Source organism: Paraburkholderia sp. RL17-347-BIC-D (assembly GCF_046027915.1).
Taxonomy (GTDB): Bacteria; Pseudomonadota; Gammaproteobacteria; order Burkholderiales; family Burkholderiaceae; genus Paraburkholderia.
In genome coordinates this window covers 233,744-255,236 of the sequence record NZ_JARESS010000006.1, presented here as the reverse complement: position 1 = coordinate 255,236, position 21,493 = coordinate 233,744, and the positions used below count along the sequence as shown (strand labels likewise).

Genomic DNA, 21,493 nt, shown 5'->3' with positions numbered 1-21,493 from the left:
GCCGTTTTTTTTGCGCGCGTGAGGTAGCGCGTTTGTTAGCGCGTGCGGCGGTACTCGGTCCAGTCGCCCGATTTGATTTCAGGCAAGCCCTTCACTGCATTCGGCGCAACCGGATAAAAGCGGCAGTTCACGACATCGCCGTCGACTTTCACCATCACTTCGCGCGCGAGGAAACGATCCTCGACGCCCGGATAGACCGCCTCGATTTCGTCGAGCACGGCAACGAGTTCGTCGTCGATCTCGTAGACGTCGCCGACTACGTCGACGCCCGCTTCGTCGATCACGAGGCCCGGATACGAGCCGAAATCGAACAGATGGCCACGGACCGTGGCCGTGCCGAGCCGATTTGGCGCGGCGATCTCGTTGCGCGCCGCGGCTTCGCTGATGTCGTTCACTTCACCGGCACGCAGCGTGCCGTATACAAAGACGGTCTGCATCGTCGTTTGCTCTCCTTGAATGGGGGTTTGGGTGGCTTCTGTTTCTGGCTCTGTTCGAACGTAAGTGCCGGCCGCGGTTCAGTCGAGCGCCGCGCTCGCCACGAGCACGCCGTCGATATCCGCGTAGATCCATTCGCCGGGACGCACCAGCGCGCCGGGCAATTGCACCGCTACGCCGCGCTCGCCGGCGCCGAGCTTCTGGCCGCGCCTTGGACAGGTTGCCAAAGCCGCGACGCCGACGTTGACCTCATTGAGCTCCAGCGTATCGCACACGCAGCCGTTCAGGACGATGCCCGCCCAGCCGTTCTGTTCCGCGATCTGCGCAAGGTTGCCGCCCACCAGCGCGCAACGCAGGCTGCCGCCGCCGTCGATCACCAGCACGCGGCCCGCGCCCTTCTCCTCGAGCGTGACCCGCACGAGTGCGTTGTCCTCGAAGACCTTCACTGTCACCGCTTCACCGCTGAAACACTCAGCGCGGCTGAACAGGTGAAAGACCGGCTCGAGCACGCGCAACGTGCCGAGCGCCAGTTGATCCTCGTGCGCGTCGCACAAGTCCGCGGTAGCAAAACTCATGGCGTTCTCCTCGGGTCCGGGCAATCAGGACATTATGCAACGCCCGGTTCCTTGCAACACCTACAATGAGGATCCCGCAGCGGTTTGCCGTAGCGGGTTTTGCCTTGCGGTGCTTTCGGATGACTTTCGAGGTCCGCGCTTGCCGCGGTCCGTTATCGGGATCGATCTTCACCATGACTTCATCCGCCGACTCAAACCCGTCGAGCCTCGTGCGCTTCGCCGATATTCCGCCCGAGTTCCAGCCGAACGAAACGCATCCGATCCGCGTACGCTCGCGGCAGATGCCCTCGGGCTGGCGCATCGCGCGTCACACGCATGCGTGGGCGCAGGTGGCCTATGCGTCGCGCGGTGTGCTGCGGGTGGCGACGACCGGCACGACGTGGATGGTGCCGCCGTCGCGGGCAATCTGGGTGCCGCCGCATGTGACGCACGAAGTGGTCGCCGTCGAAGACGCATTCCTGCGTACGCTCTACATCACCGAAAGCACGGTGCCGGCCGGACTCGATACGCCGCGCGTGGTCGAAGTCTCGGATCTGCTGCGCGAAGTGATTGCCGCGCTCGACACACCGGGTATCTCGGCTACGCGTGAGCAGTTGCTCGGCGCGCTCGCACTCGACGAACTGACTCGCTCGGAACCGCTGCCGCTCTCCGTGCCGATGCCGAATGAAAAGCGTCTGCGCGCGCTGTGCGAAGCGGTGATCGCGGACCCGACGCATGGCGAGTCGCTCGAACAATGGGCGTCCGGTGTCGGCGCGAGCACGCGCACCATTGCGCGGCTGTTTCGTCAGGAGCTGGGGGTGAGTTTTTCGCAATGGCGCCAGCAGGCGATTCTGGCGCGCGCGATTCCGCTATTGAGCCAAGGACGGCCGCTGTCGCATGTCGCGTTGGAACTGGGCTATCAGAGTCAAAGCGCGTTTTCCGCGATGTTCCGGCGTGCCTTCGGCGAGAGTCCGCGCGCGTTTATCGAGCGTGGCTCTGAACATCGGGTGGGGCATGGGGAGCATGGCGACACAGAGGTGGACGACGAGACCGCGCGAGATCGCGCGGATGCAGAGAGCGATGCCGGACGCTGACTGAGTGCTTGAAATCCCGGGTGCCAAACGTGCGCTTTGACGCAGCGCCTAGCTGGGTGCCTGGTTGCGCGCCGCTAACCCTGCGTGTCGATCCCCTGCGCGTCAACCTGACGCCACAAAGCCGGCGCGCCAAACGTCCGCGCTCAGGCCCCGCGTGTCAAGAACACCGCCGCCTCAAACCCGTCGCGCCAGATGACGGATCGCGCCAAGTTGCGCAAGGCGCGGCCCGGCCAGCTTATAACCTTTGCGCTGATAAAGCCGCGCGGCGGGATTGTCGACGAACACGCGCAGTTGCAACTCGCGCAGGCCACGCTCGCGTGCCCATTGATGCGAAACATCGAGCAGATACGTGCCGGCGCCGAGCCGGCGATGGCCTTCCGCAATCTGCACGTCGCGGATATGCAGCGAGTCGCCCTCTTGCGTGATGCGCAACACGCCGATGGGTGTGCCGTCCATTTCGAGAATGAAATTCTCCGACTCGCGCCAGCTACCTAGAAACAGATCACCGCGCCAGACAAGATGGTGGCGACGGTAGTAACCGCCCATGTTGTTGCGAGTCAGCGCCTCGGCGAACTCGAAATCGTCCATGCTGGCTTTGCGCAGATGAAACGGTAACGGAGCTTCGGTGGGATCGAACATGGCGGGGCGACATGGAAGAGTCGGGTCAACGGTAAAACAGGCCGCGCGCGCTGGCAATGGCTGTTTTTCCCGAGCATACCCAGGCGCGCGGGACAGCGGAATAAAAAAAGCCCACTTCTTTCGAAGTGGGCTTTCTCAAATCTGGCGGAGCGGACGGGACTCGAACCCGCGACCCCCGGCGTGACAGGCCGGTATTCTAACCAACTGAACTACCGCTCCAGATTTTCTGCACCGCGGCTCACGAGACTGGCTCATTTACCGCTGCACCGCTCAACTTCCAACCGAACGACGCCGATGTGCTGGCGTCCCCTAGGGGATTCGAACCCCTGTACTCACCGTGAAAGGGTGATGTCCTAGGCCTCTAGACGAAGGGGACAACGTACTGCTTACACCTTTAATGAAAAAGCCCGTTCAAGTTTGGATGAACGGGCTTTGTCTGGCGGAGTGGACGGGACTCGAACCCGCGACCCCCGGCGTGACAGGCCGGTATTCTAACCGACTGAACTACCACTCCAGTCTTTACACCCTGGCTTGCGAGCGTCGGTTATTTCTCTGCAAGCTGCGCTGCTTTACTGCTACTCGAAGCATGACTTCGAGCACTAAAGCGACGCTGATGTTTGGCGTCCCCTAGGGGATTCGAACCCCTGTACTCACCGTGAAAGGGTGATGTCCTAGGCCTCTAGACGAAGGGGACATAATCTTTTCAGATCTGTCTTTATCTTGCTGCTAACTCACGCTAACTTTCACTTCGTCAGCAGCAAAGACCGATATTCTAGCTACGTTACAACTGTTTGTGAAGTCTTTTTTGCTACAAGTTCCAGACTTCGGAACAACTTCACTCTGCTCTGATGGTGGAGGTAAGCGGGATCGAACCGCTGACCTCTTGCATGCCATGCAAGCGCTCTCCCAGCTGAGCTATACCCCCCTTGCAGAACAGAAACGAGATTTTAGAGGCCAATTTGCGCTTTGTAAATACCCTTTGAGCAATTGCATGCGACTTTTTTCACAAGTCGCATGCAAACCCTCTCAAGGCTCGCGCGAACGCGCTCAAGCCAGCGCTTTTTCGATCCGGCCGACGACAACATCACGCCCGAACAGCATCAACACGCTGTCGATCGACGGCGTATGCGTGGTGCCCGCCACCAGCAGACGCACCGGCATCGCCAGTTGTGGCATCTTCAGCTTGTGTGCGCCGAGCGTCGCCTTCAACGCGGCCGCGATCGCTTCCTTGGTCCACTCCACGGTCTTCAGCGCGGCGGCCAGATCGGCGAGCGCCGGACGCACCACGTCGGTCACGTGCTGCGCGAGGGACTCGGCATCCGGCGCCGGCGTGCGATAGAACATCGCAGCGTTCTCGGCGATCTCCTTCACCGTCGATGCGCGGTCCTTCAGCAAGCCCACCACGGCCGCCAGATCGGCGCCCTGGGCAAGCGCGGCCTCGTCGATACCCAGTTCGGCGAAGAACGGCTTGGCCAGCCCGGCGAGGCGCTCGTTATCCGCTTCCTTGATGTAGTGCGCGTTCAGCCAGTTCAGCTTGTCGTGGTCGTATTGCGCCGGCGACTTGCCCAGATGCTCCAGATCGAACCACTCGACGAACTGTTCGCGCGAGAAGATTTCCGCGTCGCCATGCGACCAGCCGAGGCGCGCCAGATAGTTGACCACGGCTTCCGGCAGGAAACCGGCGTCGCGATAACCCATCACGCTCATCGCGCCGTGGCGCTTGCTCATCTTCTCGCCCTGCTCGTTCAGCACGGTCGGCAAGTGCGCGTAGACCGGCGGCTCGCCGCCGAGCGCGCGCAGAATGTTGATCTGCCGCGGCGTGTTGTTGACGTGATCGTCGCCGCGAATCACGTGCGTGATGCGCATGTCCAGATCGTCGACCACCACGCAGAAGTTGTAGGTCGGCGTGCCGTCCGGACGCGCGATCACGAGGTCGTCGAGCTCTTCGTTCGAGATCTCGATACGGCCTTTCACGGCGTCGTCCCATGCCACCACGCCGGTGAGCGGGTTACGGAAGCGCAGCACCGGCTGCACGCCGGCCGGCGGTTCCGGCAGAACCTTGCCCGGCTCCGGACGCCACGTGCCGTCGTAGCGCGGCTTTTCGCCGGCTTCGCGCTGACGCTCGCGCAGCGCGTCGAGTTCTTCCGTCGACATGTAGCACGGGTACACCAGCCCCGCGTCCTGCATCTGCTTGAGCACTTCGCGGTAACGGTCCATGCGCTGCATCTGGTAGAACGGGCCTTCGTCGAAATCGAGCCCGAGCCACGCCATGCCTTCGATAATGGCGTCGACCGATTCGCTGGTGGAACGCTCGACGTCGGTGTCCTCGATCCGCAGCACGAAGGTCCCTTTCATCTTGCGCGCGAACGCCCACGGATAAAGCGCGGAGCGAATGTTGCCGAGGTGGATGAAGCCGGTGGGACTCGGTGCGAAACGGGTACGAACGGAGGTGGTCATTAGCGGTTACTCGGAAGACAGGCGCCGGCGCCTGCGGGCAGACAATCGCCCATGAAGCGCGGCAGCGGAGCGCGCCCATTCGGCAAAACAGCGCCGTGCATGGGCACGAAGGAATTAAATGCGAGAGGCGAATTATACCTTCGAGAAGCGTCTTACCTGCCCTGGTCCGAACGGCCAGGCGCGGCGTGCATACCGCGCCGCATAGCGTCCGAGGGCTTCCTCTGCAACGTTTCATTACCGCGCCGCCGCGCGCGCGAAGCTTTGCTTTATGATGTGCGCGCGCTGCGGCCGGAGATAGATCCACGGCGCATGGTATCGCCGCCGGCGATGCCGTCCGTCTGACTATCCGCCTGATCGCGGCCACCGGCGACGCCGACTGCGTTGCCCGCGCCGTTGCTGGAGAACTCGTTGAAGCCCTCATCGCCTAGCCTCGCCCGCCGCAACTTTTCACTGGCCGCCGCCTCCGCGGTGCTGGCCGCCTGCACCACGACCGGAGGCAAGGCCGATAGCACGCCCGTCGCCACCACGCCCGTTACGGCCACGCCGCCGCTCGACAAGCCGCAACGGCCGCTGCGCGTCGCGCTCGCGCTCGGCGGCGGCGCTGCGCGCGGCTTCGCGCACATCGGCGTGATCAAGGGGCTCGAGGCGCGCAATATCCAGATCGATCTGGTGGCCGGCACCAGCGCCGGCTCGGTGGTGGGCGCGCTGTACGCGTCGGGCATGAACGGCTTCGCGCTGAACAAGCTCGCCCTGACCATGGACGAAGCGTCGATCAGCGACTGGGCCATGCCGTTTCGCACGCGCGGCTTTCTGCAAGGCGTCGCGCTGCAGAACTACCTGAACACGACGCTCAACAACCGCCCGATCGAGAAAATGGCCAAGCCGCTCGGGGTGGTCGCCACCGACCTCAGAACCGGCCAGCCGATCCTGTTCCAGCGCGGCAACACCGGCATTGCGGTGCGCGCGTCGTGCAGCGTGCCGTCGATTTTCGAGCCCGTGAAGATCGGTGGCCACGAGTATGTGGACGGTGGCCTGGTGAGCCCGGTGCCGGCGTCGTTCGCGCGCAAGATGGGCGCGGATTTCGTGATCGCGGTGGATATCTCGCAGCGGCCGGAAAGCGGCCTGACGGCCAGTTCGTTCGACGTGCTGATGCAGACCTTCACGATCATGGGCCAGACGATCAAGGCTTATGAACTCGACAAGTACGCGGACGTCGTGATCCGGCCGAATCTGGCCGCCATGAGCGGCAGCGATTTCTCGCAGCGCAACGCGGCGATTCTGGCGGGCGAAGAAGCGGTGGCGAAGATGATGCCGGAGTTGCAACGCAAGCTGGCGGCGAGCCGCGCTGCGGCGTAAGCGGACCCGAAGCTGACCTGAAGCTGACCTGAAGCTGACCTGAAGCGGTCCTTGGAACGGCCGCATCGGCCGGTCAAACGCAAAAAAGCCTGCTTCGTTCGAAGCAGGCTTTTTTATGCCGCGAACCGCCGGCGCAATCTCTTACTGATTGCCGCCGATGGTCGCATTCACGCGCTTGCGCAAATCCTCGCCGTCCTGATACGACGCCTCGATCCGGCGCGCGCCGGTAAAGCGCTTTTCCCAGTAGCCGTCATCCATGTCGTCGACACGGATCGTGCTGCCCGTGGAGGGCGAATGCACGAACTTGTTGTCGCCGATATAGATGCCGACGTGCGAGAACGTGCGGCGCATGGTGTTGAAGAACACCAGATCGCCCGGCTTCAGGTCGCTGACGCGAACCTTTTCGCCGACGCGGCTCATTTCCTCGGCGCGGCGCGGCAACGCCATACCGAGCGTGTCCTGGAACACGTAGCGGACGAAGCCGCTGCAATCGAGCCCCGAATCCGGGGTGTTGCCACCCCAACGGTAGCGCACGCCGATCATGTTCAGGGCGCCGACGACCACGTCGCCCGCCTTGCCGGCCATGCCGGAGAGGAACGATTTGGCGCTGCTGTCGCTAGGGGGAGCGACGGCTTGCGAATTGGGAGCGGACAAAGAATTCGACCCGCTGAGGGTCGAATATGAGGCATTCTGATTGAAACTGCTTACTTCGTCGGCGAACGCGCCGGGAGCTGCTGCCATCAAGACGCCAATGAACATCCCGGCGACGACGCGCGTGCAAGCCTGGGTTAGGTTTCTGTGCCGCATTGGTCGGTATTTTTTGCCTAAAAATCAGGGGTCTACGGAAAAAAGTTTGGTCGATACTAGCCAGTAAGTATTCACATGTCAAAACAAATAGAAAAATACAATCGAGACCCGCACCCAATTGGTGAAAAAGCGGTAAATCAATGGTCCAGCGCGGCTTTCAGCAGCTTTCGAGTGTAGGGGTGGGCGGGTGTCGCAAAAATCTCCTCAACCTCGCCGCTTTCGACGATCGAACCGTTTTGCATGACCGCGACACGATGCGCCATTGCCCCGATTACCGCTAAGTCGTGGCTAATAAAAACGAAGCCAAGGTTGTACTTCTGTTGCAACCCGGCGAGCAGTTTCAGCACCTGCTGTTGAATGGAAACATCGAGCGCGCTGGTCGGTTCGTCGAGGATCAGGATGCGCGGTTCCAGCACCAGCGCGCGCGCAATCGCGATCCGCTGACGCTGCCCGCCGGAGAATTCGTGCGGATAGCGTTGCAGCACCGTGCGATCGAGGCCGACTTCGCGCAGCACTGAGATCACCTTCTCCCGGCGCGCTTGCGGCGTCATGGTCGGCCGGTGCAACGCGAGCCCTTCGCCGACAATCCGTTCGATGGTCTGGCGCGGCGAAAGCGAACTGAACGGATCCTGGAAGACAACCTGCATGTTCGAGCGCAAGGCGGTCTGTTCGGCGCCGCGATAACTGCCGAGCGCCCGGCCCTGAAACTCGATCTCGCCGTGCACGGTGCGTTGCAGGCCGAGCAAGGCCATCGCCAGCGTCGATTTGCCCGAACCCGATTCGCCGACGATCCCGAGCGTCTCGCCTTGGCGCACCGACACGTTCGCGTCCGCAACAGCGCGAAACCGTCCCGAGCGAAACCACCCGCTGAAACCCGGCAACTTCGTTTTGAAATCGACCGAAATCCCGCGCGCTTCGAGCAGCACGGGCGAAATCGGCAAAACCGGCACCACCGTGCGTTCCGGGCGACTGGCCAACAGACGTTGCGTGTACGGATGCTGCGGCGACGCGAACACCTGCTCGACCGGCCCGCTCTCCACCAGAACGCCCTTCTCCATCACCGCGATGCGTTGCGCGAAGTGGCGCACCAGATTCAGGTCGTGCGTGATCAGCAACACGGCCATGCCGCGTTTTTCCGCTTCGTCGCGTTGCAACTCCAGCAGCAGTTCGACGATCTGCGCGCGGATCGTCACGTCGAGCGCCGTGGTCGGCTCGTCGGCCAGCAGAAGACGCGGACGGCACGCCAGCGCCATCGCGATCATCGCGCGCTGGCGCTGGCCACCCGACAGCTGATGCGGATAGCTGTTCACGCGCTTGCCCGGCTCGGCGATGCCGGTGCGTCCCAGGAGCGCCACGGCGCGCTTGCGCGCCTCGTTCGCCGTCACGCCGTCATGCACGACGATGGTTTCCGCAATCTGGTCGCCGACCGTGTAGAGCGGATTGAGCGCGGTCATCGGCTCCTGAAAGATCATCGCGATGTCCGAGCCGCGCAAGCCGCGCATCTCGCGCTCGGTTTTGCCGAGCAGGTCTGCGCCGTCGAAACGGATCGACCCGCTCACTTGCGCGTCGCTCAACAGACGCAGGATCGACAGCGCGGTCACGCTCTTGCCCGAACCCGATTCGCCGACCAGCGCCACCCGTTCGCCGCGCTGGATCGCGAGCGTGACGTCGCTCACCGCGACCGTATCGCCGAAACGCACATGCAGATGGTCCAGTTCGAGCAGCGGCTTGGTCGTGGCCGGTGGCGCATTGTTTTGCAAGTTCGCGCTCATTGATTGCCTCCGGCGCGCATTGCATCGGAGATACGGGTGTCGAGTGCATTGCGCAGCGCGTCGCCCATGAAGGTCAGCAGCAACAGCATTGCCACCAGGACGCCGAAGGTGGACAACGAAATCCACCACGCGTCGAGATTCGCCTTGCCTTGCGCGAGCAGTTCGCCGAGGCTGGGCGTCGGCGACGGCACGCCCAAACCGAGAAAGTCGAGGCTCGTCAGCGCGAGAATCGCGCCGCTCATGCGAAACGGCAGGAACGTGATCACCGGCGTGAGACTATTGGGCAGCACATGCCGCCACATGATTTGCCAGTTCGACAGCCCCATCGCGCGCGCCGCGCGCACGTAATCCTGCTGGCGATTGCGCAGGAACTCCGCGCGCACGTAATCGGACAAGCCGATCCAGCCGAACAGCGAGAGCAGCACGATCAGCAGAATGAAGCCCGGCTCGAAGATCGACGAAAAGATGATCAGCAGGTAAAGCTCCGGCATGGCGCTCCAGATTTCGATCAAACGCTGCCCGATGATATCGGTACGTCCTCCGAAATAACCTTGCACGGCGCCCGCCGCGATTCCAAGTATGGTACCGATCAGCGTCAGCACCAGCCCGAATTCCACCGATACGCGGAAGCCGTAGAGCAAACGCGCGAACAGATCGCGGCCGCGGTCGTCGGTGCCGAGCCAGTTCTCGCGCGACGGCGGCGCCGGGTTCGGCGCCTTCGAAAAGTAATTCAGCGTGTCGTAGTAGTAGTGATTCGGCGGATACACGGCGAAATTGCCCGGCGCGTCGAAACGATGCTTGATATACGGATCGAGATAATCGGCCGGCGTCGGGAAATCGCCGCCGAAGGTGGTCTCGGCGTAGGTCTTGAACATCGGGAAATACAGGCTGCCGTCGTAGCGCACCACGAGCGGTTTGTCGTTCGACCACAACGGCCCGGCCAGACTTGCCGCGAATGCCACGACGAACACGATCAGGCTCCAGTAGCCCAGACGCTGCTGGCGAAAACGCTGCCACACACGGCGCGCGGGCGAAGGCGAGACGAACGCGCGCGCTGGTTCGGTGCGCGCCGACGCATCGGCGGAAAGACGGGCTCGATTCATCAGCGCTCCAGTTGTTCGAATTGGATGCGGGGATCGACCCACACGTAGCAAAGATCGGAGATCAGCTTGGTCGCCAGCCCGATCAGCGTGAACAGATACAGCGTGCCGAGCACGACCGGATAATCGCGCCGCACAACCGATTCGTACGACAGCAGCCCGAGGCCATCAAGCGAAAACAGCGTCTCGATCAGCAGACTGCCGGTAAAGAACGCGCCGATAAACGCGGCCGGAAAACCGACGATCAGCGGCAACAGCGCATTGCGGAACACGTGCTTCCACAGCACGCGCTTTTCGGACAACCCTTTGGCGCGCGCGGTGAGCACGTATTGCTTGCGGATCTCATCGAGAAAAGCGTTTTTCGTCAACATGGTGACGACCGCGAAACTGCCCACGACCGAGGCCGTGATCGGCAACGCGATATGCCACAGATAGTCGAGAATCTTGCCTACGACACTTAGTTGCGCCCAGTTGTCCGAAGTGAGATTGCGCAGCGGGAACAGTTGCAGGAACGTACCGCCGCCGAACAGCACGAGCAGCAAAACACCCAGCACGAAGCCCGGAATCGCGTAGCCGACCAGCACCACGAGGCTCGTCGCGACATCGAAGCGCGAACCGTTGCGTATCGCCTTTGCAATGCCGAGCGGCACCGATATCAGATACGTCAGAAAGAACGTCCATAAGCCGATGCTGATCGATACCGGCAGCTTCGAGACGATCAGCGACCACACGCTTTGATGGCGGAAGTAGCTCTGACCGAGATCGAACGTCGAGAAGCGCTTGAGCATCAGCACGTAGCGTTCGAGCGGCGGTTTGTCGAAGCCGTATAGCGCCTTGAGTTGCGCGATCTGCTGCGCGTCGACACCGGTATGCGCGCGCAGACCGAACGGCGCGCCGTTCTCGGCGCCTTTGCGCAACTCGTGCTGCATCTGCTCGACCGGGCCACCGGGAACGAACTGGATCACGGCGAAGGTCAGCGTCAGCACGCCGAGCAAAGTCGGGATCATCAGCAGCAGGCGTTTGAGGATGTAGCTCCACATGGCGGCGTTTCCGAATGAATGACGCGTTAGCGCGGTTAAGGTTGCGCTTGCGGCTGCGATTGCGACTGTGGCTGCGCGAACCACCACATCGACGTGATCCAGCCTTCCGCCGAATAGTACAGGGGCAGCGTTTTCGGCCATGCAAGGCCGCGCTTGAACGCCACCCGATGCGTCGCGCTGTACCAGTGCGGCACGACATAGTAGCCATGCATCAACACACGGTCGAGCGCGTGCGTGGCGTCGACCAGTTGCTCGCGCGTCTGCGCATGCACGAGCGCGTTCAGGATCGCATCCACTACCGGCGACTTCAGCCCGATCATGTTATCGGAACCCTGCGTATCGGCGGCCTTGCTGCCGAATCGCTCGATCTGCTCGGAGCCGGGCACCTGCACGTCCGGCATGCGGATGGTGGTGGTGTCGAAATCGAATGCGTCTAGCCGCTTCTGATAGACCGCGAAATCCGACACGCGAAACGTGGCCTGGATGCCCAGCTTCTGCAGATTGCGGATGAAGGTCGCGACGATCGGCTCCATCTGCGCGGACGAGCCGGAGTCGTCGAGAATCTCGAAGCGGAACGGCTCGCCCTTGGCGTTGCGCAAGGCGCCATCGCGGTAGGTCCAGCCGGCTTCCTGCAAGAGCGCGCGCGCCTCCAGCAGGTTGGCGCGCAGCGAGCCGGGAGGATCGGTATCCGGCTGTTTCGGCGGCGGACGGAACACGGCCGGGGCGAGCTTCGCGCGCCACGGCTCGAGCAAGGCCAACTCACCAGGCGAAGGCAGACCCTTCGCCTGCAAATCGGTGTTGGCGAAGAAACTGTCGATACGCGTGTACTGATTAAAGAACAACTGCCGATTGAGCCACTGAAAGTCGAGCGCAAGATCCAGCGCCTTGCGCACGCGCACGTCCTGAAACAACGGCCGCCGCGTGTTCAGCATGAAGCCCTGCATGCCGGTGCCGTTATGTTGCGCAAACACCTGCTTGATCAGCTCACCGCTATCGAATTTCTTGCCGACATCACGCCGCACCCAGTTGCGCGCGACGTATTCGACCAGGGCGTCGTACTCGCCGGCCTTGAACGCCTCCAGCCGCGCCGTGCTATCCGAATACAGCTTGTAGACGACGCGATCGAAGTTATACATGCCGACGCGCACCGGCAGCGCCGCGCCCCAGTAATTCGGGTCGCGCCGGTACGTAATCGTGCGGCCGTTGTCGTATTGCTCGATCAGATAAGGTCCGCTGCCGATCGGCTTTTCGAACGCGAGCTGGTCGAACGGAATGCGGCTGCCGTCCGGCTTCATTCCCCACTTGCGCGAGAACACCGGTATGCCGCCCGCAAGCAACGGCAGCTCGCGATTGCGCTGGTGAAACTCGAAGCGGATCGTATGCGGATCGACCACCACCGCGCGCGTGATCTCGCCGAAGATCGAGGCGAATTGCGGCGCGGCCTGCGGGCTTTTTAGCGTGTCGAGCGAGAACTTGACGTCGTCGGCGGTGACCGGATCGCCGTTCGAAAACCGCGCGCGCGGATTGATGTGGAAGGTCACCGACAGTCCATCCGGCGCGATGTTGATGTCGTCGGCGAGCAGCCCGTAAGCGGACGCCACTTCGTCGCTGCTGCCGGTGGTAAGGCTTTCGAACATCAGGTCCACACCCGGCGCCGTATTGCCGCGCAGCGTGAAGGGATTGAATTTGTCGAAGCTGGTGAGGCGGCTCGGATTGGCCAGCACCAGCGTGCCGCCCTTCGGCGCGTCCGGATTGACGTAGTCGAAGTGCTTGAATTCCGCCGGATATTTCGGCTCACCGTATTGCGCGATCGCATAGACCGCGTGCGCCCGCGGCGCCACGAGAAGACCAGCCACGGCCAGCACGCCGCACATCAGCGCGGCGCAAGCAGAGCGCCATGAACGCGGCGCAATCGCGAGGCCGGCACGCAAGGGTCTGTGAATCACGCTGCACCGGAGTGCACGAGGCGTTGGAACCCGTCGCGAGCCAGTTGTCATGGGGGCCTTGTTGGTCAGTGGGCAATTGCAGTGTGAGAGAATTCTACCCAATAAACCCGCGCGATCCGCACGTCTGCTGCGCACACTGTCGCCGTGCGCGGCGCGCCGATCCGATCAGGAGATTTCATGGGCTTCCTCGCTGGTAAACGTATCCTGCTGACTGGCCTGCTGTCGAACCGTTCGATTGCCTACGGCATCGCGCAAGCCTGCAAGCGCGAAGGCGCCGAGCTGGCGTTCACCTATGTCGGCGAGCGCTTCAAGGACCGCATCACCGAGTTCGCCAACGAGTTCGGCAGCGATCTGGTGTTCCCCTGCGACGTCGCCGACGACGCGCAGATCGACGCCCTCTTCGTCTCGCTCAAGCAACGCTGGGACGGCCTCGACGGTCTCGTTCACTCGATCGGCTTTGCGCCGCGCGAAGCGATTGCCGGCGATTTTCTCGACGGCATGACGCGCGAAAATTTCCGCATCGCGCACGAGATCTCCGCGTATAGCTTCCCCGCGCTCGCCAAGGCCGCGCAATCCATGTTCACGCCGGACACGTCTCTGCTCACGCTGAGCTACCTGGGCGCCGAGCGCGCGATTCCGAACTACAACACCATGGGTCTCGCCAAAGCTTCACTCGAAGCCAGCGTGCGTTATCTGGCGGTCTCGCTCGGCGCGAAAGGCGTGCGCGTCAACGGTATTTCGGCCGGCCCGATCAAGACGCTGGCCGCGAGCGGCATCAAGGGCTTCGGCAAAATTCTCGAGTTCGTCGAACAGAACGCGCCGCTCAAGCGCAACGTGACGATCGAACAGGTCGGCAATACGGCGGCGTTCCTGCTGTCGGATCTGGCGGCCGGCGTGACGGCGGAAATCGTGCACGTCGATAGCGGCTTTAGCGCGGTGGTGGGTGGCATGGCTGCCGTGACGGATTGAACAACACGCCTTGCGCGTGAGCGCGTGGCGCTTTGTGTGCGCCACTGCATTTTGCTGGCTTATTGCAGAAGCCCAACAAAAAAACCGCCTTTTTCAGGCGGTTTTTCTTTGACGCCGCGATTCGATCAACCGCGGGTCTGGATGCTTAGTGCCAGCCGCGATGATTGTCGTAGTGGTCGTGACCGTAGTTGTAATGCCCCGGGGGATGATGACGATACCAGTCATCGCGCGCCCAGTAGCGGCGTCCGTCCCAGTAGCGGTCGCCATGCCAGCCGACCACGATCGCCGGGCCGCCGTAGTAGACGGGCGCCGGTTGATAGACGACCGGCGGCGGGGGCGGAGGCGGCGGTGCATAAACCGGTGCCGGCGCGACGTAGACCGGCGCGGGAATGCCGATGTTGACACCAACACTGAGACCGCCGGCCATTGCGGCACCCGACGCACCCAGCGCGAAAACCCCGATCAAAAGTGGAACAAGACGAGCGGACTTCATCGATCACCCTTTGGAAGAATGTGTTGTTGGCGGAAATATAGCGCAAGGCGCCGCTGCGCGTATTTCAAGTTTGTAATAACTGATGCATAACATCGCGTGCGTGGCCGGCCGGTTACGTCTCGTTACATTGGACATGGTTTTGGTGAAGAAGCGGTGGCGTTGTAATCAGAGCGCGGCGCAATGCAAGGCGGCTCTGCTCGCCGCACGTTCATGCAGCGGGGCATTCGGCCGACGGCGATATGCGCAGCCAGGCACGCATGGCATTTGTCATTTCCAGTGCGGACAATATCTGTAGGATGTCGAAGCATTATTTATTCATGCGTCTGCCCTGCCTCGGCGCAGAAACGCTCTCGCTCGATTTGGATTGAATCGAATGCGACCTGCTTCGAGGCGCCAGTCGATCCGGCTCATACGGCGACGCTCGTTTAAGGCATAGCACGCCGCCGCCACAGCGGACTCACGCAGCCATCTGCCATTTGTGTCGCGCAGGCGAAACGAACTGCGAAAATTTAAAGGTGACCGGTCGTCCGATCTCTAGTCGGCCACCTAATGTTGAAACGCCCGATATCATTGAAATTCACCAGAAAATCGACAAAATTGAACGGTTTTGCCTAGAGTATCTCACACGCATACCAGTGATACGATGACTGACACCAAATGCCGATAGCTCGCTGTTCGCCAGCGAACCGTGTTCAACACGTACGGCGTGATTTCGACATATCGCATCACGCCCACTGTGACAGTCGGCGCCGGGTACAGCAGCACGTGCGCGAGCAAGGCAAACGGCATGAGCGATCCGGCGCGCTATCACTAGATATCACTGGAGCAGACCTACAACCGCTCTACGCCCGCTACGGTGTACGCGCTGAAGGCGTAACAGCTCGCACGCGGCAAGACGCTGATCGCGGCGGGCGGCGCCACGAGCATTACCGATGCGGTGGCGGTGGTGGGCGACTCGCAGAATAGGACGTCGCTGTCGTCGGGGCCATTGCAGTTCGTTGGGATGGTGGGGCCGCAGCACGCATTTCGAGTGCGGCTTGCAGCGGCGATTGACGAACGGCAGACCCGCGCACGAAATCGGCCGCGAGAGCACGCCGTGGGACTTCGCGGGTTCCAGCTAACCCACGCTCAGTGATCCGGCGAAGCCAGCCATTCAGACAACGTTCGCTGCTTCTCAACACGCCGACAGCAAGGCGACGACAACCTGCCATCTGTCTCCTCACAGGACGCCGAACCGACTCATGCTAACCTCGCCGGACAAGCACTGCGCTTCAGTGCTGGCTCTCGCGTACGGAGACCTGGATGATGGACTGCGCCGCCCTGCCGATCCTTGATTGTCACCAACACTTCTACGACGCCCGGCGCTTCCATTACCCCGTGTTCGCGACGCGCAGCGAAGGCTTCGAAGCCCTCGTTGGTGACTACAGTGCGCTCCCCCGCATGTACTTACCCGACGACTACGCGCGCGACACGAGCGCGTTGAATGTCGTCGGCACAGTCTGGGCCGAGTTCATTTCGACCGATCCGGTGGGCGAAACACGCTGGGCGCAGGACCTTGCGAACACCACAGGACGCCCGGACGGCATCATCGCTTTGGTCGATTTTTCGAATCCCGATCTGCCGGGCACGCTGGACGCGTATGCATCAACAAATCGGATCCATTGCGTTCGTCAGCATCTGGGTTGGCACCCGGCGAACCCGCTGCTTCGCTATGCAACGGCGCCGCGCCTCATGTCGGACGCGGCATGGCGACGCGGACTCGCTTCGCTGCGCGGGCGCAATCTGATCTGCGAAATCGAGATATTCGCCCCGCAACTTCCCGAACTCGCATCGCTCGCGACTGCGTTTCCAGACATTCAGTTCGTGCTGCCTGTGCTGGGCTGGCCGCTCGATCTGACTAGCGAAGGCCAGGCGGCGTGGCGACGTGGAATGACGTTGGTCGGCGCGTGTCCCAATGTGGCTGTCAAAATTTTTGGGCTGGAATGCATCTTCGGCATTCATTGGACGGTCGCTCAGGTTCGCCCTTGGATACTGCAAGCCATCGAGGTTTTTGGGCCTGACCGCTGCATGTTCGCGAGTCATATGCCGATCAGCAAGCTGTCTTGCACATTCGAACAGCTTTATCGCGCGTACTTCGAGGTGATTGCAGAGTTCAGTGTTTCGGAACAGCGAAGACTGCTGCATGACACAGCAGTTCGGATTTACAAGCTAAGCTAAACGTTAACTTGGAGGACCGAATTGAGTGCGTGATTGCACATACGGTCACGAATGAGATTGAGCGACAGCAGGCCGTCACTGTACCAATCCACTCGAACTGCAACGCCCAAAAACAAAACCCCGCAGAGCCTAGACTCTGCGGGGTTTGCCACCATCACTGGCGGAGACGGAGGGATTCGAACCCTCGATCCAGGTTTTGGCCCAGATGCTCCCTTAGCAGGGGAGTGCCTTCGACCTCTCGGCCACGTCTCCCAAACTTTCGGTCGCGCAGGGAGTCAGCGCGACGAAGCCAAGATAATAGCGGGCCGAACCGCGAAGGTCAATGTCTCGCGAACATTTTTTGTGCCAGTTTCGTCACCGGCGACGCAATTTATTCACCTCGGCCGCGCAAAACAAACGGAGCGCTCTTGTCCACCCCGTTGTTCGAAGCAAATTACGCTTGATCCAGTTCGAACGCTTTATGCAGCGCGCGCACGGCGAGCTCCATGTACTTCTCGTCGATCAGCACCGAGATCTTGATTTCGGAGGTCGAGATCATCTGAATGTTGATGCCCTCTTCCGACAGCGTGCGGAACATCGTGCTCGCAATACCGACGTGCGAACGCATGCCGACGCCGACCACCGAGACCTTCGACACCTTCGGATCGCCCAGCACCTGCTCGGCCTGTACGTGGCCCTTCACCTGGGTCGTAAGGATGTCCATGGCGCGCTGATAATCGCCGCGGCCGACCGTGAACGTGAACGCCGTTTTGCCTTCCACGCTCTGGTTCTGGATGATCATGTCGACGTCGATATTCGCGTCCGCCACCGGACCGAGAATCTGATACGCGATGCCCGGCTTGTCGGGCACACCCATCACGGCAATGCGAGCTTCGTCGCGCTGAAACGCGATGCCCGAGATGACTGCTTTTTCCATGGTCTCGTCTTCTTCAAAAGTAATCAGGGTGCCCGACTTCATTTCAGCGTCGAGCGGTATCAGCGGATCGGTCAAGCTCGACAACACACGTGTCTTCACCTGATATTTGCCGGCGAATTCCACCGAGCGGATCTGCAGCACCTTCGAACCCAGGCTTGCCATTTCCAGCATTTCTTCGAACGTCACGCGATCGAGCCGGCGCGCTTCTTCGACCACGCGCGGGTCGGTCGTGTAGACCCCGTCGACGTCCGTGTAAATCAGGCACTCATCGGCTTTCAACGCAGCCGCGACCGCGACCGCCGACGTATCCGAACCGCCACGGCCGAGCGTAGTGATATTGCCGTCAGGATCGATACCCTGGAAGCCGGTGATCACCACCACCTTGCCTGCGTCGAGATCGCGCAGCACGCGCTCGCCGTCGATTTCGCTGATGCGCGCTTTCGTGAACGCGCTATCCGTTTTGACCGGCACTTGCCAGCCGGCGTAGCTGACCGCTTCGACGCCGGCTTCCTGCAGCGCGATAGCCAGCAAACCCGAGCTGACCTGCTCGCCCGTGGCGGCGATCATGTCGAGTTCGCGCGGGTTCGGCTGACCCGTGATTTCTTTCGCGAGACCGAGCAAGCGGTTGGTTTCGCCGGACATCGCCGACGGCACGACGACCATCTTGTGGCCAGCCTTGTGCCATTTCGCGACGCGCTTGGCGACGTTCTTGATGCGCTCGACCGAGCCCATCGAGGTGCCGCCGTATTTATGTACGATGAGTGCCATTGTCGTTCTGAACTGGAGGAGAAACCGCGCTGGCGCGCTGGAGACGACCGCACAAAAGCACAGGCGCGCAACGTCTTGTGAACGACGGCAGAGTGTGTGGCGGCGTAAATGCAGCACGCGTGCAGCACGCGCGGATTTGCCCGGGAATGATCGCTGATGGCTTACCGGAAACGACGGATCACGATCGAAAACCGACTAATTCAACAAAAGCGACGGCGAAATCGGGTCGGGCAAACAAGTAAACGTACCCGATCGAGGGCAAAAAGACAAGCCGGAAAGGCTATTGGAATTCGCCAAATAAGGGCTGCAAAGGCCTGTTTCATGCGGATTTGCGCCCTATTTCCGGATTCACCGCCCGGCTAATCCACGTGTCCGACCGGCCGGTCAGGCGATCAGCAGATCCTCGCGCCAGATGATCTTGACGCGTGTTTCGGCCTCGTCGACCTGTTCCGGCAACGTTGCGCGATTGACGCCGAGCAGAGGCACGAACAGCAGATCGTCGCCGACGTAAAGCAGCGGCACGTCGCGCTTCCACGCGGGAACCCCGCGCTCCTGGAACAGATTTTTCAGCGTGCGGCTCGGTGCATTGCGCGCTTCGCTCGTGCGCATCCGCTCGCCGCCGCTGCGCGATCGCGCGCTCAACACGGCGCGCCGTAGAACGCTCGCGGGAATCGTGTCGGAGTCGCCGGCGGCAACGTCTGCGTCGGCGAATACGAAAGTGCCGCGCCATTGCCGCAAACGCCAGATCGACTCGCCTTGCCACGCGAGTTCGCTGATCGCGCGAGCGGCGAGCGCGGTTTCGTCGGCGGGCTCGTTGCTGTCGCCCGCTTCCCAATAGACGAGGCCGCGATAGCTGCGCAACGCATGTCCCGCGTGATCGATACGCAGACCGTGGCCCTCGCCCGCCGCGCCAATCTCACGTAGCTGACGCAGTGCATCGCCGAGACGCGCGCTCGATGCGGCGACGAAACCCGACGTGCGCATCCAGTAACGCATCAGGTTGAGCGCGCGATCGTCGTCGAACGCGAGCAATGCATCGTGCGATAGAGCACGCCCTTCGTCGCGTGAAGCGGATTCCATATCGATGCGCGCCAGCGCGTCGAGCAAACGCTGCGCAGACGCCGCGTGCGCCGCCGTGCGCGCGAGCGCGTCGCGAAACCCTGGAAAGTGGACGGCCAACGCCGGCGTCACCTCGTGGCGCAATGCATTGCGTGCGTAGCGTGTATCGGCGTTCGACTCGTCGTCGATCGATTGCAACGCACGCTCGCCCGCGTATTGCTCGAGTTGCGCGCGCAGCAGATGAAGCAAAGGCCGCACGCGCGTCACTGACGCACCCGCCGGCAAATACTCAGGCGCCATCGCGGCAAGACCCGCGAGACCCGCGCCACGCAGCAATTGCAACAGCACGGTTTCCGCCTGATCGTCCGCATGCTGCGCGAGCCACAACGTGGCGACATCGCGCGATGCGCACATGTCGTCCAGCGCGCGATAACGCGCGGCGCGCGCGGCGGCCTCGACACTCACGCCCGCGTCACGCGACACCTCGACGCGCTCTGCCGCGAACTCGACGCCACGCTCCCGCGCAAACGCCTCGCAGTGCGCGAGCCACGCATCGGCATGCGCGCTCAGCCCATGATGCACATGCAGCGCGAGACAACGCGACGCGCCCGCGACACGCACCGCGGCATCGAGCAGCACACTCGAATCCACGCCGCCACTCAACGCAATCGCAATACGCGCGTCAGCGGGCAGCGTAGACAACGAAAAGCCGACGGCCTCGAGAACGAGGCGGTCGGCGGGCGTTTCGGCGGTGGGAATCACGTCACTCGCGCGCTGGGCGCTGCAGGACGAAAGAGAACGCGCGCGGGCTTACGCACCCGGCGTCGTTTCCTTGAACTTGCCGTACGACATCAACCGTTCGAAACGGCGTTGACGCAGGTCGTTGATGCTCATGCCCTGGAACTGGCGCAGCGAATCGGCGAGCGCACGGCGCAACATGGCGGCCATGCCTTTCGGATCGCGATGCGCGCCGCCCAACGGCTCGTTGACGATCTTGTCGATCAAACCGAGCGCCTTCAGACGATGCGCGGTCAGGCCGAGCGCTTCCGCGGCTTCCGGCGCTTTCGCGGCGCTCTTCCACAGAATGGAGGCGCAGCCTTCCGGCGAGATCACCGAATAGGTCGAGAATTGCAGCATCAGCACGCTGTCGCCGACGGCGATCGCCAGCGCGCCGCCCGAACCGCCCTCGCCGATGATCGTCGCGATCAGCGGCGTCTTCAGCTCGGCCATGACGTACAGATTTCGGCCGATCGCTTCCGACTGGCCGCGCTCTTCCGCGCCGATGCCCGGGTACGCGCCCGGCGTGTCGATGAACGTGAAAATCGGCAAGCCGAATTTTTCGGCGAGACGCATCAGACGTTCGGCCTTGCGATAGCCTTCCGGACGCGGCATGCCGAAGTTGCGCAGCGCGCGCTCCTTGGTGTCGCGGCCCTTCTGATGGCCGATCACCATGCACGCCTGGCCGTTGAAGCGCGCGAGGCCGCCGACGATCGACAGGTCATCCGCATAGTTGCGGTCGCCGTGCAGTTCATGGAAATCGGTGAACAGCTCGTTGACGTAGTCGAACGTGTACGGACGTTGCGGATGACGGGCGATTTGCGAAACCTGCCACGGCGTGAGGTTCGCGTACAGATCTTTGGTGAGCTGTTGACTCTTCTTGGACAGCCGCTCGATCTCTTCCGAAATATCGACGGCCGAATCGTCCTGCACGAAGCGTAATTCTTCGATCTTCGCTTCGAGTTCAGCGATCGGCTGTTCGAAATCCAGAAACGTGGTCTTCATTGTTTGTAATCCTTGGACTTACCGGCAGCGCGTATTCTAACCGCGCTCGCCGATGTCAAAACCATCTCGCAACTATCAATCTTTAACAG

Annotated in this window: 17 protein-coding genes, 6 tRNA genes and 1 pseudogene; 5 read left to right on the top strand and 19 right to left on the bottom strand. The window is 62.0% G+C overall.

The window, feature by feature from the left end:
* Window positions 1–35 precede the first annotated feature (35 nt).
* A complete protein-coding gene (locus tag P0D96_RS11420; RefSeq protein WP_132373897.1) occupies window positions 36–437 on the bottom strand; it encodes a gamma-glutamylcyclotransferase family protein in 402 nt (133 codons plus the stop codon).
* 78 nt (window positions 438–515) lie between these two features.
* A complete protein-coding gene (gene rraA, locus P0D96_RS11415; RefSeq protein WP_408282657.1) occupies window positions 516–1,010 on the bottom strand; it encodes a ribonuclease E activity regulator RraA in 495 nt (164 codons plus the stop codon).
* A 173-nt stretch (window positions 1,011–1,183) separates the two neighbouring features.
* On the opposite strand from rraA, the gene P0D96_RS11410 reads away from it, so the two are divergent.
* Complete coding sequence (locus P0D96_RS11410) at window positions 1,184–2,083, top strand: AraC family transcriptional regulator (protein ID WP_408313442.1); 900 nt, start codon at window positions 1,184–1,186, stop codon at window positions 2,081–2,083.
* Between the two features lie 174 nt (window positions 2,084–2,257).
* On the opposite strand, the gene P0D96_RS11405 is transcribed toward P0D96_RS11410, so the two are convergent.
* The 7 genes from P0D96_RS11405 to gltX all read right to left on the bottom strand — a co-directional run bounded on the left by P0D96_RS11405 (window position 2,258) and on the right by gltX (window position 5,179).
* Window positions 2,258–2,722, bottom strand: a complete 465-nt coding sequence (locus P0D96_RS11405) for a GNAT family N-acetyltransferase (protein ID WP_012433487.1) — start codon at window positions 2,720–2,722, stop codon at window positions 2,258–2,260.
* A 142-nt stretch (window positions 2,723–2,864) separates the two neighbouring features.
* Window positions 2,865–2,941 (bottom strand) — tRNA-Asp (locus P0D96_RS11400).
* A gap of 81 nt (window positions 2,942–3,022) precedes the next feature.
* Window positions 3,023–3,098, bottom strand: a tRNA-Glu gene (locus P0D96_RS11395).
* A 61-nt stretch (window positions 3,099–3,159) separates the two neighbouring features.
* A tRNA-Asp gene (locus tag P0D96_RS11390) sits at window positions 3,160–3,236 on the bottom strand.
* A 104-nt stretch (window positions 3,237–3,340) separates the two neighbouring features.
* Window positions 3,341–3,416, bottom strand: a tRNA-Glu gene (locus P0D96_RS11385).
* 155 nt (window positions 3,417–3,571) lie between these two features.
* Window positions 3,572–3,647 (bottom strand) — tRNA-Ala (locus P0D96_RS11380).
* Window positions 3,648–3,769: 122 nt separating this feature from the next.
* On the bottom strand, window positions 3,770–5,179 hold the full coding sequence (gltX, locus tag P0D96_RS11375) for a glutamate--tRNA ligase (RefSeq protein WP_408175920.1): 1,410 nt from the start codon (window positions 5,177–5,179) through the stop codon (window positions 3,770–3,772).
* A 408-nt stretch (window positions 5,180–5,587) separates the two neighbouring features.
* Here gltX and P0D96_RS11370 point away from each other — a divergent pair, with 408 nt between their 5' ends.
* Window positions 5,588–6,535, top strand: coding sequence for a patatin-like phospholipase family protein (locus P0D96_RS11370; RefSeq protein WP_408313440.1), 948 nt, complete (start codon window positions 5,588–5,590; stop codon window positions 6,533–6,535).
* 141 nt (window positions 6,536–6,676) lie between these two features.
* On the opposite strand, the gene P0D96_RS11365 is transcribed toward P0D96_RS11370, so the two are convergent.
* The 5 genes from P0D96_RS11365 to P0D96_RS11345 form a co-directional block, all read right to left on the bottom strand.
* Window positions 6,677–7,342, bottom strand: coding sequence for a C40 family peptidase (locus tag P0D96_RS11365; protein WP_408175917.1), 666 nt, complete (start codon window positions 7,340–7,342; stop codon window positions 6,677–6,679).
* Between the two features lie 137 nt (window positions 7,343–7,479).
* Entirely contained in the window at window positions 7,480–9,114 is a 1,635-nt protein-coding gene (locus P0D96_RS11360; RefSeq protein WP_408313438.1) for an ABC transporter ATP-binding protein, read from the bottom strand.
* Window positions 9,111–10,217: an ABC transporter permease gene (locus tag P0D96_RS11355; RefSeq protein ID WP_408251236.1), complete on the bottom strand. Its 1,107-nt coding sequence runs from the start codon at window positions 10,215–10,217 to the stop codon at window positions 9,111–9,113. Before P0D96_RS11355 ends, P0D96_RS11360 begins: the two co-directional genes overlap by 4 nt.
* The gene (locus tag P0D96_RS11350) at window positions 10,217–11,254 is read right to left on the bottom strand and encodes a microcin C ABC transporter permease YejB (RefSeq protein ID WP_132373889.1); all 1,038 of its coding nucleotides are present in this window, start codon (window positions 11,252–11,254) and stop codon (window positions 10,217–10,219) included. Before P0D96_RS11350 ends, P0D96_RS11355 begins: the two co-directional genes overlap by 1 nt.
* 35 nt (window positions 11,255–11,289) lie before the next feature.
* The gene (locus P0D96_RS11345; RefSeq protein ID WP_408313436.1) at window positions 11,290–13,251 is read right to left on the bottom strand and encodes an extracellular solute-binding protein; all 1,962 of its coding nucleotides are present in this window, start codon (window positions 13,249–13,251) and stop codon (window positions 11,290–11,292) included.
* A gap of 126 nt (window positions 13,252–13,377) precedes the next feature.
* On the opposite strand from P0D96_RS11345, the gene fabI reads away from it, so the two are divergent.
* Window positions 13,378–14,169: an enoyl-ACP reductase FabI gene (gene fabI / locus P0D96_RS11340; protein WP_408313434.1), complete on the top strand. Its 792-nt coding sequence runs from the start codon at window positions 13,378–13,380 to the stop codon at window positions 14,167–14,169.
* Window positions 14,170–14,314: 145 nt separating this feature from the next.
* Here fabI and P0D96_RS11335 read toward each other — a convergent pair whose 3' ends face one another.
* Window positions 14,315–14,662 carry a hypothetical protein gene (locus P0D96_RS11335; protein ID WP_132373886.1) on the bottom strand — a complete coding sequence of 116 codons (348 nt, stop codon included), beginning with the start codon at window positions 14,660–14,662 and terminating at the stop codon, window positions 14,315–14,317.
* Window positions 14,663–15,330: 668 nt separating this feature from the next.
* Between P0D96_RS11335 and P0D96_RS11330 the strand changes: the two are divergent.
* A pseudogene (locus P0D96_RS11330) lies at window positions 15,331–15,689 on the top strand (porin); the annotation flags it as partial.
* A gap of 275 nt (window positions 15,690–15,964) precedes the next feature.
* On the top strand, window positions 15,965–16,879 hold the full coding sequence (locus tag P0D96_RS11325; RefSeq protein WP_408313432.1) for an amidohydrolase family protein: 915 nt from the start codon (window positions 15,965–15,967) through the stop codon (window positions 16,877–16,879).
* Window positions 16,880–17,037: 158 nt separating this feature from the next.
* Here the strand turns inward: P0D96_RS11325 and P0D96_RS11320 are convergent.
* The 4 genes from P0D96_RS11320 to P0D96_RS11305 all read right to left on the bottom strand — a co-directional run bounded on the left by P0D96_RS11320 (window position 17,038) and on the right by P0D96_RS11305 (window position 21,404).
* Window positions 17,038–17,131 (bottom strand) — tRNA-Ser (locus P0D96_RS11320).
* 181 nt (window positions 17,132–17,312) lie between these two features.
* Window positions 17,313–18,563: an aspartate kinase gene (locus tag P0D96_RS11315; protein ID WP_132373884.1), complete on the bottom strand. Its 1,251-nt coding sequence runs from the start codon at window positions 18,561–18,563 to the stop codon at window positions 17,313–17,315.
* 384 nt (window positions 18,564–18,947) lie between these two features.
* Complete coding sequence (tilS, locus tag P0D96_RS11310) at window positions 18,948–20,384, bottom strand: tRNA lysidine(34) synthetase TilS (protein WP_408313430.1); 1,437 nt, start codon at window positions 20,382–20,384, stop codon at window positions 18,948–18,950.
* Between the two features lie 48 nt (window positions 20,385–20,432).
* Window positions 20,433–21,404, bottom strand: coding sequence for an acetyl-CoA carboxylase carboxyltransferase subunit alpha (locus tag P0D96_RS11305; RefSeq protein WP_007181378.1), 972 nt, complete (start codon window positions 21,402–21,404; stop codon window positions 20,433–20,435).
* Between the last annotated feature and the right edge of the window lie 89 nt (window positions 21,405–21,493).

Coding starts and splice junctions, on each gene's coding strand:
- P0D96_RS11335 (WP_132373886.1), bottom strand. CDS start 14,662: ATGAAGTCCGCTCGTCTTGTTCCACTTTTGATCGGGGTTTTCGCGCTG.
- P0D96_RS11305 (WP_007181378.1), bottom strand. CDS start 21,404: ATGAAGACCACGTTTCTGGATTTCGAACAGCCGATCGCTGAACTCGAA.
- P0D96_RS11315 (WP_132373884.1), bottom strand. CDS start 18,563: ATGGCACTCATCGTACATAAATACGGCGGCACCTCGATGGGCTCGGTC.
- P0D96_RS11350 (WP_132373889.1), bottom strand. CDS start 11,254: ATGTGGAGCTACATCCTCAAACGCCTGCTGCTGATGATCCCGACTTTG.
- rraA (WP_408282657.1), bottom strand. CDS start 1,010: ATGAGTTTTGCTACCGCGGACTTGTGCGACGCGCACGAGGATCAACTG.
- P0D96_RS11410 (WP_408313442.1), top strand. CDS start 1,184: ATGACTTCATCCGCCGACTCAAACCCGTCGAGCCTCGTGCGCTTCGCC.
- P0D96_RS11365 (WP_408175917.1), bottom strand. CDS start 7,342: ATGCGGCACAGAAACCTAACCCAGGCTTGCACGCGCGTCGTCGCCGGG.
- P0D96_RS11355 (WP_408251236.1), bottom strand. CDS start 10,217: ATGAATCGAGCCCGTCTTTCCGCCGATGCGTCGGCGCGCACCGAACCA.
- gltX (WP_408175920.1), bottom strand. CDS start 5,179: ATGACCACCTCCGTTCGTACCCGTTTCGCACCGAGTCCCACCGGCTTC.
- fabI (WP_408313434.1), top strand. CDS start 13,378: ATGGGCTTCCTCGCTGGTAAACGTATCCTGCTGACTGGCCTGCTGTCG.
- P0D96_RS11405 (WP_012433487.1), bottom strand. CDS start 2,722: ATGTTCGATCCCACCGAAGCTCCGTTACCGTTTCATCTGCGCAAAGCC.
- P0D96_RS11345 (WP_408313436.1), bottom strand. CDS start 13,251: ATGACAACTGGCTCGCGACGGGTTCCAACGCCTCGTGCACTCCGGTGC.
- P0D96_RS11325 (WP_408313432.1), top strand. CDS start 15,965: ATGATGGACTGCGCCGCCCTGCCGATCCTTGATTGTCACCAACACTTC.
- P0D96_RS11420 (WP_132373897.1), bottom strand. CDS start 437: ATGCAGACCGTCTTTGTATACGGCACGCTGCGTGCCGGTGAAGTGAAC.
- P0D96_RS11360 (WP_408313438.1), bottom strand. CDS start 9,114: ATGAGCGCGAACTTGCAAAACAATGCGCCACCGGCCACGACCAAGCCG.